We start from the raw sequence: 10,343 nt of genomic DNA, 5'->3' as shown, positions 1-10,343 counted from the left end.
GGTGGGTGGTGTGGTTTGGTTTGTGGGGGGGGGGGGGGGCTGTTGGGGGGGGGGGGGGGGGGGGGGGGTGGTGGTGGGGGGGGGGGGGGGGGGGGGGGGGGGGGGCCGGGGGCGGCCCGGCCCCCCGCGCCCGCCGGCCCAGCCGCGACGGCCAGGCCGCCGAATGCCGCCGCCATGGCCGCGGCGGTCGCGACCATGCGGCGGAGTGTGTGTCTGGTGCGCTGCACTGCGCCTCCCGAGGGTTGTTGTTACCCCCGGTATTTACTGGCCGGTAGTCGTCTTGGGAATAGAAGGAACAAGATAAGGGCTCACCTTCTTCAGGAGGTTGCACTCATGGACGACGCACAGACCCCGGCACCGGACCCCGCGCAAAGCCCCGCGGAGAGGGCCGCGCAGGCCCCCGCCGACGGCGACGGCTTCCGCGTCGAGCACGACTCGATGGGCGAGGTGAGGGTGCCCGCGGACGCCAAGTGGCGGGCCCAGACGCAGCGCGCGGTGGAGAACTTCCCGCTCTCCGGGCAACTCCTGGAACGGGCCCACATCGAGGCCCTGGCCCGGATCAAGGCCGCCGCCGCCCAGGTCAACGCCGAGCTGGGCGTGCTCGACCCGGACATCGCCCGGGCCGTCCGGGAGGCCGCCGAGGAGGTCGCCGAAGGGCGCTGGGACGCGCATTTCCCGGTCGACGTCTTCCAGACCGGGTCCGGCACCTCGTCCAACATGAACACCAACGAGGTCGTGGCCACCCTCGCCACCGAGCGCCTGGGCCGCCCGGTCCATCCGAACGACCACGTCAACGCCTCGCAGTCGTCCAACGACGTCTTCCCCTCCTCCATCCACATCGCCGCGACCGCCGCCGTCACGCACGATCTCGTCCCGGCCCTGGACCACCTCGCCACCGCGCTGGAGCGCAAGGCCGCCGAGTTCGCGACGGTCGTGAAGTCGGGGCGCACCCATCTCATGGACGCCACGCCCGTCACCCTGGGGCAGGAGTTCGGCGGCTACGCGGCACAGATCCGGTACGGGATCGAACGGCTGCACGCCTCCCTCCCCCGCCTCGCCGAGCTGCCGCTGGGCGGCACGGCCGTCGGCACCGGCATCAACACCCCGCCCGGCTTCTCCGCCGCGGTCATCGCCGAGGTCGCCCGCGTCACCGGGCTGCCGCTCACCGAGGCCCGCAACCACTTCGAGGCGCAGGGGGCGCGGGACGCCCTCGTGGAGGCCTCGGGCCAGCTGCGCACCATCGCCGTCTCGCTCACCAAGATCTCCAACGACCTGCGCTGGATGTCGTCCGGGCCGCGCACCGGCCTCGCCGAGATCGCCCTGCCGGATCTCCAGCCGGGTTCGTCGATCATGCCGGGGAAGGTGAATCCGGTCGTCCCCGAGGCCGTCCTGATGGTCGCCGCCCAGGTGACGGGGAACGACACGACGGTCGCCGTCGCGGGCGCGGCGGGCAACTTCGAGCTGAACGTCATGCTCCCGGTCATCGCGAAGAACCTGCTGGAGTCGGTCCGGCTGCTGGCCAACGCCTCGCGGCTGCTCGCGGACCGCACGGTCGACGGGATCACCGCGAACGTGGAGCGGGCCAGGGAGTACGCCGAGTCCTCGCCGTCCGTCGTCACCCCGCTCAACAAGTACATCGGCTACGAGGAGGCGGCGAAGGTCGCCAAGAAGTCCCTGGCCGAGCGCCGGACGATCCGCGAGGTGGTGCTGGAGTCGGGCTACGTCGAGCGGGGCGACCTGACGGTGGAGCAGCTCGACGAGGCCCTGGACGTACTGCGCATGACCCGTCCGTGAGGTCCGCGGCGGACGGGGCCGTCGCGTCTTCGAGAGGGGCCGGCTACGGGCGGCACCTTTCGGGCCTGTTCCGAATTCGCCCGCAGCGTCGCGGCATCCGGCACCGCCGCCTCCCGCGTTGCCGCCGGTCGCCGGCGCCCCGCGTCGAATCCCTCCTCCGCCTTGGATTCGACGGCGCCGGACGCCGCTCCTCGCTCCACGGGCCGACTCGGAACAGGCCCTAGGATCTGCCCATGGCAGGCACCGGATACAACGAGCACTGGGCGCCGGGGGACCAGATCCTGTGGCGCTACCGCGGCAACGTCCCACCGCCGCGGGACGGGAACGGGGACGGCGGGACGGGCCGCGTCCCCGGACCGGTCCACATCTGCCGCCCCGTCACCGTCGTGCAGGACACCGACGAACTGCTCGCGGTATGGGTGGCGCCCGGCACCGAGTGCGTGAAGCCGGTCCTGACGGACGGCACCGACGTGCACGACGAGCCGCTCGCCACCCGCTACACCGCCCCGCGCACCACCGCGCGCTCGCCCTGGCTCGGTAACGGTGTGCTGAAACTCGCCCATCCGGGTGAACCCTGGTCGATCTGGCTGTTCTGGGAGAGCGGCTGGCAGTTCCGCAGCTGGTACGTGAACCTGGAGGAGCCGCGCACCCGCTGGGCGGGCGGCATCGACTCCGAGGACCACTTTCTCGACATCTCCGTCTACCCGGACCGCAGCTGGGTCTGGCGCGACGAGGACGAGTTCGCCCAGGCGCAGCGGGTCGGGCTGCTGGCCCCGGGGACCGCGCGGCAGGTGCGGGAGGCGGGTCTGGCCGCCGTCGAGGTGATCCGGGACTGGGGCACGCCGTTCCGTGACGGCTGGGAGCACTGGCGGCCGGATCCGGGCTGGCGGGTTCCGGCGCTCCCGGATGACTGGGACCGTACCCCCACGCACATGGCGTCATGAGACCCTTGTCGCACCCCAGGGGGGCAACCGTAGGATCGTCCTCCGAAGTGCCGCACCGCTCCAACCGGAGCGCGCGGCACCGGACCTGACCACAAGTCACCGCGCGGGCATCACGCACTGCATGAGCTGTATGGGCCACATCAGTCGTATGAATCGTATGAGCCACTACGAGGGGGTGGAGACGTGCCCGGTGTCGCCCGCCCCGTCGCCGGAAACGCCGTCACCGGACCACTCCGCGGGTATCCGGTTTCGGCCCCTCGTTCGGGGGCATCCGGTGACAGCCGTTGTTTTCGCCGCTCTTGCCGGGGCAAAGTAGCGCCCCACGAGGTGATTGCCTCATACAACCGGCCCGGACGGACGGAATCCCACGCGTGACGGAGCATCCCACCTCCCACGAAGGCCGGCAGCCTCTCGCCGCACGGCCGCAGGAACGCACCCGGCCGCGGCAGCAGGACGCCGCGCCGGCCGCCTCCCATGCCTCCGCCGCGATCCCCGGCCCGGCCGCCGCACCGGGCGCGGCCGGGAATCCGGTGGCCGCCGCGGCGGCCGGACCCGATCCGCAGGCCGCCTCCCGCCGTGAGGGCGACCGGCTGCGTTTCGTCGGGGCCGCCACCCGGCGGATCGCCCGCGGCATCGACCTCGACGAGATCGTGCTGGGGCTGTGCCGGGCCAGTGTGCCGACGTTCTCCGACGCCATACTGGTCTACCTCCGCGACCCGCTGCCGGTCGGTGACGAGCGGCCGGTCTCCCCGTTCGTGCTGCGGCTGCGCCGCTCGGACCGGCTGCGGCTGCACGAGGACGAGACCGACGCCTCGTCCGAGATCGAGCGGCTGCGCCTGCCAGTCGTCGACCCGCACGGCGATCTGCCGCCCGCGGCCGAGCTGTGCGAGGTCCGCTCGGGTGGCGCGCTGGCCGAGGTGCTGCGCGGGGTGCGGCCGGTCTTCGGGGACTCCGCGGCGGCCCGCGCGGCGCTTCCCGAGCTGCTGGGCGCCGACCGGTCCGTACCCACCGGGCATCGCGCGATCCTGGCCCCGCTGCGCGGCCGGCGGCGGGTGATCGGCGCCGCCGTCTTCCTGCGCGGCGCGGAACGGCCTGCCTTCGAGTCCAACGACCTGCTGGTCGCGGCCCAGCTCGCCACGCACACCGCGCTCGGCATCGACAAGGCCGTGCTGTACGGGCGCGAGGCGTACATCGCCGACGAGCTCCAGCGCACCATGCTGCCCGACTCGCTGCCGCAGCCGACCGGCGTCCGCCTCGCCTCCCGCTATCTCCCGGCCGCCGAGACGGCCCGGGTCGGCGGCGACTGGTACGACGCGATCCCGCTGCCCGGCAGCAGAGTCGCCCTGGTCGTCGGCGACGTCATGGGCCATTCCATGACCTCCGCGGCGATCATGGGGCAGCTGCGTACCACCGCGCAGACCCTGGCCCAGCTCGACCTGCCGCCGCAGGAGGTGCTGCACCACCTCGACGAGCAGGCGCAGCGCCTCGGCAGCGACCGCATGGCCACCTGCATGTACGCGGTGTACGACCCCGTCGCGCACCGCATCACCATCGCCAACGCCGGGCACCCGCCGCCCGTCCTGCTGCATCTGGGCGGCCGTGCCGAGGTGCTGAAGGTGCCGCCCGGCGCCCCGATCGGCGTCGGTGGAGTGGACTTCGAGGCGGTCGAACTGGACGCGCCGGCGGGTGCCACCTTGCTCCTGTACACGGACGGACTGGTGGAGTCCCGGCTGCGGGACGTCTGGACCGGCATCGAGATGCTGCGCGAACGGCTCGCCGCCACCGCGCGGCTGACCGGCCCGGACCACTCGCCGCCGCTGGAGGCGCTGTGCGACGACGTCCTGGACATGCTCGGTCCCGGTGACCGGGACGACGACATCGCGCTGCTCGCCGCCCGGTTCGACGGCATCGCGCCCAGCGACGTCGCCTACTGGCACCTGGAACCGGAGGAGACCGCCCCGGGGCGGGCCCGCAGGCTGGCCCGCCGGGCGCTGAGCCGGTGGGGGCTCGACGAGTTGTCCGAGTCGGTGGAGCTGCTGGTCAGCGAGGTGGTGACCAATGCGGTCCGTTACGCGGAGCGACCGGTGACGCTGCGGCTGCTGCGCACCGACTTCCTGCGCTGCGAGGTCGGGGACGACGCCCCGCAGCTGCCCCGGCAGCGCCGGGCCCGGGACATGGACGAGGGCGGGCGTGGCCTGTTCCTGGTGAACCGGCTGGCCAGGCGATGGGGCGCGACACGGCTGTCGACCGGCAAGGTGGTCTGGTTCGAGATGCCGGCCCGGAACCCGTAGGACGCGATCCGGAACCGCGGGCCGCACGGCCCGCGGTTCCGGGCGGACGGCCGGGCGCGGAGAGCCCTGCACGGACGGTAGCGAAATGTTGCCGACCTCCTGTCGGCAGAGTTGACTTCAGTCGTGGACAAGGCGACCTGAACGAAGCCCCCACCGACGGGAGGACGCTCGTGTCCGACGAAACAAAGACCAGGAACACTCCCTACACCACGAACAACGCCGGAATCCCGGTGGAGAGCGACGAGCATTCGCTCACCGTGGGCTCCGACGGTCCGATCCTGCTGCAGGACCACTACCTCATCGAGAAGATGGCCCAGTTCAACCGGGAACGGGTCCCCGAGCGAGTGGTCCACGCCAAGGGCTCCGGCGCCTACGGCTTCTTCGAGGTGACCAACGACATCAGCCAGTTCACCAAGGCCGACCTCTTCCAACCGGGCAAGCGGACCGCGATGCTCGCCCGCTTCTCCACGGTCGCCGGTGAGCAGGGCTCCCCCGACACCTGGCGCGACCCGCGCGGGTTCGCCCTGAAGTTCTACACGGAGCAGGGCAACTACGACATGGTCGGCAACAACACGCCGATCTTCTTCGTACGCGATCCGATGAAGTTCCAGGACTTCATCCGCTCGCAGAAGCGCCGCCCGGACAGCGCGGTGCGCGACCACGACATGCAGTGGGACTTCTGGACGCTCTCCCCCGAGTCCGCGCACATGGTGACGTGGCTGATGGGCGACCGGGGCATCCCGAAGACCTACCGCCAGATGAACGGCTACAGCTCGCACACCTATATGTGGGTGAACGCGGGCGGCGAGAGGTTCTGGGTCAAGTACCGGTTCAAGACCGACCAGGGCATCGACTTCTACACGCAGGACGAGGCCGACCGGATGGCCGGGGTCGACGGCGACGTCCACCGCCGCGACCTGTACGAGTCGATCAAGCGCGGTGACCATCCGAGCTGGACGCTGTACGTCCAGATCATGCCGTTCGACGACGCCCCGGACTACCGGTTCAACCCGTTCGACCTGACGAAGGTGTGGCCGCACGCGGACTATCCGGAGATCGAGGTCGGCCGGATGACGCTGAACGAGAACCCGGAGGACTTCTTCGTCCACATCGAGCAGGCGTCCTTCGAGCCGTCGAACCTGGTGCCGGGCATCGGTCCGTCGCCCGACAAGATGCTGCTCGGCCGGCTGTTCTCGTACCCGGACACGCACCGCTACCGGATCGGCCCGAACTACGCGCAGCTGCCCCCGAACCGCCCCCGGTTCGGCCGCAACTCCTACGCGAAGGACGGCCCCATGCGGTACGAGCCCGCGCGCACGGGAGCGGTCTACGCGCCGAACTCGTACGGCGGTCCGGCCGCGGACACCGAGCGCTTCGGCGACCCGGCGGGCTGGGCCACGGCGGGCGAGATGGTGCACGAGGCGTACAAGCTGCACAGCGAGGACGACGACTGGGGCCAGGCGGGCACGATGGTGCGCAAGGTCCTGGACGACGCCGCCCGCGACCGGCTCGTGTCCAACATCTCCGGCCATCTGCTGGAGGGCGTGAGCGCCCCGGTCCTGGAGCGCGCGCTCCAGTACTGGCGCAACGTGGACAAGGACCTCGGCGACCGGGTGGCCAAGAAGGTCGACGGCGGCTGATTCCTCCGTCCGCCGTGCTCCTTCGTCCGGCGGACGGACGAGCACGGCGCGAGAAAGGCATGGGGCGGGGGCGGCACCCGAAGGTGCCGCCCCTGCCCCATGCCGTCATGGCGGGTTCACCCGCTCAGCGGGCGGGCGGGTTGTTGTTGGCGCCGTTGTCACCCGGCCGGCCCGGGTCCGGGCCGTCGTCGCCCGGCAGGCCCGGGGTCTCGCTCGTCGGCACCTCCGGCGACTGGCTCGTCGGCGGCACTTCGGGCGACTGGGCCGGCGGCGACTCCGGTGTCCGGCTCGGGCTCTGCTCCGGCGGGTTCGGGTCCTGGGTCGGCGGCTGCGTCGGGCTCTCCGGCGCCGACGGCGTGTTCGACGGGGTCTGCCGCACGGTCGACTCACCCTGTTCGACGTCCTCCAGGTCGAACTTCGCGTCGGAGCCGCCGTTCAGCGCGGCCAGTGTGTAGTCCGCCCAGATCTGGGCCGGGAAGCCGCCGCCGTTGGCCCGGCCGGCGTTGGCGGTGCCGGTGAGGCTGACCTGGGCACCGCCCTGCGGGTTCTCGCCGAACAGCGCGACGACCGTGCTGAGCTCGGGGGTGTAGCCCGCGAACAGGGCGGACTTGTTCTCCTCCGCGGTACCCGTCTTGCCCGCCGCGTCGTAGGCCGTGGTGTTGGCCTCGCGACCGGAGCCCTCGTCCACGACGCCCCGCAGGACCGAGGTCACGGTGTCGGCGGACTTGCGGCTGATCGCCTGCTCGCCGATGCCCTCGACCGGCTCGTACGTCCGGCTGCTGTGCTTGGCGGACTTCACGATGAAGGGGTTGACCTTCTTGCCGTGGTTGTCGAGCGTGGCGTAGACGCCCGCCATGTCCCAGGTGGAGGCGTTCATCGTGCCGAGCGTGATGGCGGGGCGCTCGGGGAAGTTCTTGTCGGGCACACCGAGCGCCAGCGCGGTCTCCTTCACCTCCGCCGGGCCGACGTCCACGACCATCTGCGCGAAGACCGAGTTGATCGACTTGTTCATGGCGTTCTGCACGGTGACGTCGCCGTAGCTGATGTCGTCCTCGTTCTGCGGGGCGAACGGGGTGTTGCTGCCCACGACGGGCCGCTTGCTGGTGCCGTCGTACCGGGTGTTGACGCCGATCAGGTCGCCGTTCTGGGTCTTCGCCCCGTTCTCCAGCGCGGAGGCGAACACCAGCGGCTTGAACGTGGAGGCGGGCTGGTAGTCCTGGCGGGTGGCGTTGGACCGGTAGTGCTTGACGTAGTCCTCCCCGCCGTAGAGGGCGACGACCGCGCCGGACTTCGGGTCGACGGAGGTCGCGCCCGCCTGGACGGTCGCGTCGACCTTGTTGCCCTTGCGGTCGAGCTTGGACTCCAGCCGCTGGTCGACGGCCTTCTCCAGCTCCTTCTGGCGCTTCTTGTCGATGTTGAGGGTGAAGGTCCAGCCGCCGGCCTGCCGCACCTCCGCCGTGATGCCCTGCTTGTCGAGCTCCTGGTTGGCGGCCTCGACGAGGTAACCGGCCTGGCCCTCCATGCCGGGGGCGGGCTTGGGCTTCATCGGGACGGGGAACTTCAGGGTGTCGCGCTCGGCCTTGTCGAGCCAGTGCATCTCGACCATGTTGTCGAGCGTGTAGTCCCAGCGCTCCCTGACGAGCTTCTTGCCGGTCGGCGTCGCGGTCGCCCAGTCGTACTGGCTGGGGGCCTGGAGCAGCGAGGCCAGGTAGGCGCCCTGGGCGACGTTCAGGTCCTTGGCGTCGACACCGTAGTACGCCTGGGCCGCGGCCTGGATGCCGCTGGCGCCGCGCCCGTAGAAGGCGGTGTTGACGTACCCGGCGAGGATGTCCTCCTTCTTCATCTTCTGGTCGATCTTGAGAGCGATCACCAGTTCCTGGAGCTTGCGGCTGACCGTCGGCTCCTGCGACAGGTAGTAGTTCTTCACGTACTGCTGGGTGATGGTCGAGCCGCCCTGCTTGCCCTTGCCCATGAGCGTGTTCAGGATGCCGCGCGTGGTGCCCTTCAGATCGACGCCCTGGTCGTCGTAGAACGTCTTGTTCTCGGCGGCGACGAAGGTGTGCTGCACGTCCTTGGGGACCTCGGAGAGGTCCACGTTCTGACGGTTGACCCCGTCGCCGGTACGGGTCAGCAGGGAGCCGTCGCTGTACCGGTAGACGTTGCTCTGCCGCTCCGCCAGAGCGTTGGCCTCGTCGGGTATGTCCACATACAGGTAGAGCCCCACGCAGGCGCCCATGACCAGCAGGCAGAGCCCGAAGAAGGCGCCCAGCATCTTCCGCCAGGTGAAGAGTCCGCGTATGCCGCCCCTCTTCGGCGCCCGCCGCGCTCCGCGCCGCTGGGCTCGTCGCGCATCCGCTCGACCCATCGCTGTTCCGCTCCTGTTTCTCCGCTCGACCGGACGGTCGGCCCGACTCAGCTAACACCGTCCGCATGGACGAAAAGCAAGCGGTGCGGACTTTTCCGGACGTGACAATCAGCACGCGCTCTCTAGGGAACCGACTCACGAGAGGCGCCCAGGGTTGCGAAAGCAGAAAATGTGTTATCACATTGATTACACGTTGAATGCCTGACACACGGGGGGACCCCATGACCGACCAAAGCACCGGACACACGGTGTCCGCGCCGGCCACCGACCTCGCGCCGGACGCTCCGCAGCTGCCCGATCCGCAGGTGAGGGAGGTGACGGCGCACAGCATTCCCGGCGGACTCGGCCTGCTGCTGACCGTACTGGGGGTGTTCGCCGGTATCGCCCTCGTGATCGTCGGCGTCGTCGTCGGCTCGAACGGGAGCGACGCCGCGGGGGCCGTGATCATCGTCCTCGGGCTCCTGCTCGCCATCGCCTCGTTCTTCTGCATGACGGGTGTGAAGATGGTCGCACCGGGCGAGGCGAGGGTCATCCAGCTGTTCGGCCGGTACGTCGGCACGATCCGCACCGACGGACTGCGCTGGATCAACCCGCTCACCAGCAGCCAGAAGATCTCCACCCGGGTGCGCAACCACGAGACCGCGGTCCTGAAGGTCAACGACGCCTACGGCAATCCGATCGAGCTCGCCGCGATCGTCGTCTGGAAGGTCGAGGACACCGCGCAGGCGCTGTTCGAGGTCGACGACTTCCTGGAGTTCGTCGCCACCCAGACCGAGGCGGCCGTGCGGCACATCGCGATCGAGTACCCGTACGACGCGCACGAGGAGGACGGCCTCTCGCTGCGGGGCAACGCCGAGGAGATCACCGAGAAGCTGGCCGCGGAGCTCACCGCCCGGGTGCGGGCGGCCGGCGTGCGGATCATCGAGTCGCGCTTCAGTCATCTCGCGTACGCACCCGAGATCGCCTCCGCGATGCTCCAGCGCCAGCAGGCGGGCGCGGTCGTCGCGGCCCGGCAGCAGATCGTGGAGGGAGCCGTCGGCATGGTCGAGATGGCGCTGACCCGCATCGCCGAACAGGACATCGTCGAGCTGGACTCGGAGCGGAAGGCGGCCATGGTCAGCAATCTGATGGTGGTGCTGTGCGGCGACCGGGCCGCACAGCCGGTCCTCAACACGGGCACCCTCTACCAGTGACGGAAGAGCCCCCCGGACCTCCGGAGCCCTCAAAGCCGCCCGGCCCCCCGGGACCGGCCGGCTCCCCCGGGCCTCCGGAGCGGTCTTCGAACCCGTCCGGGACCTCCGGCTCCCCG

The 10,343-nt window shown here is 70.7% G+C and carries 6 protein-coding genes; 5 read left to right on the top strand and 1 reads right to left on the bottom strand.

The annotated features are described in order from the left end of the window. Positions 1-333 precede the first annotated feature (333 nt). The 4 genes from ACFYXM_RS04175 to ACFYXM_RS04160 all read left to right on the top strand — a co-directional run bounded on the left by ACFYXM_RS04175 (position 334) and on the right by ACFYXM_RS04160 (position 6,669). Positions 334-1,794, top strand: coding sequence for a class II fumarate hydratase (locus tag ACFYXM_RS04175; protein ID WP_389286681.1), 1,461 nt, complete (start codon positions 334-336; stop codon positions 1,792-1,794). Between the two features lie 233 nt (positions 1,795-2,027). Continuing rightward, positions 2,028-2,738 (top strand): DUF402 domain-containing protein, encoded by a 711-nt coding sequence (locus ACFYXM_RS04170; RefSeq protein ID WP_389286680.1) that lies wholly within the window; start codon positions 2,028-2,030, stop codon positions 2,736-2,738. A gap of 371 nt (positions 2,739-3,109) precedes the next feature. Next, positions 3,110-5,029, top strand: coding sequence for a SpoIIE family protein phosphatase (locus ACFYXM_RS04165; protein WP_389286678.1), 1,920 nt, complete (start codon positions 3,110-3,112; stop codon positions 5,027-5,029). Positions 5,030-5,199: 170 nt separating this feature from the next. Next, complete coding sequence (locus ACFYXM_RS04160) at positions 5,200-6,669, top strand: catalase (protein ID WP_389286677.1); 1,470 nt, start codon at positions 5,200-5,202, stop codon at positions 6,667-6,669. 124 nt (positions 6,670-6,793) lie between these two features. Here the strand turns inward: ACFYXM_RS04160 and ACFYXM_RS04155 are convergent, their stop codons facing one another. Then, positions 6,794-9,034 (bottom strand): transglycosylase domain-containing protein, encoded by a 2,241-nt coding sequence (locus ACFYXM_RS04155; RefSeq protein WP_389286675.1) that lies wholly within the window; start codon positions 9,032-9,034, stop codon positions 6,794-6,796. 221 nt (positions 9,035-9,255) lie between these two features. Between ACFYXM_RS04155 and ACFYXM_RS04150 the strand changes: the two genes are divergently transcribed. Next, a complete protein-coding gene (locus ACFYXM_RS04150; RefSeq protein ID WP_389286674.1) occupies positions 9,256-10,227 on the top strand; it encodes an SPFH domain-containing protein in 972 nt (323 codons plus the stop codon). The last annotated feature ends 116 nt before the right edge of the window (positions 10,228-10,343 follow it).

The organism is Streptomyces sp. NPDC002476 (assembly GCF_042889785.1).
GTDB lineage: Bacteria > Actinomycetota > Actinomycetes > Streptomycetales > Streptomycetaceae > Streptomyces.
This window is presented reverse-complemented; position numbering and strand designations above follow the sequence as displayed.

Excerpts from the sequence above, each read along its gene's own strand:
- ACFYXM_RS04170 (WP_389286680.1), top strand. The coding sequence starts at position 2,028 with ATGGCAGGCACCGGATACAACGAGCACTGGGCGCCGGGGGACCAGATC.
- ACFYXM_RS04150 (WP_389286674.1), top strand. The coding sequence starts at position 9,256 with ATGACCGACCAAAGCACCGGACACACGGTGTCCGCGCCGGCCACCGAC.
- ACFYXM_RS04175 (WP_389286681.1), top strand. The coding sequence starts at position 334 with ATGGACGACGCACAGACCCCGGCACCGGACCCCGCGCAAAGCCCCGCG.
- ACFYXM_RS04155 (WP_389286675.1), bottom strand. The coding sequence starts at position 9,034 with ATGGGTCGAGCGGATGCGCGACGAGCCCAGCGGCGCGGAGCGCGGCGG.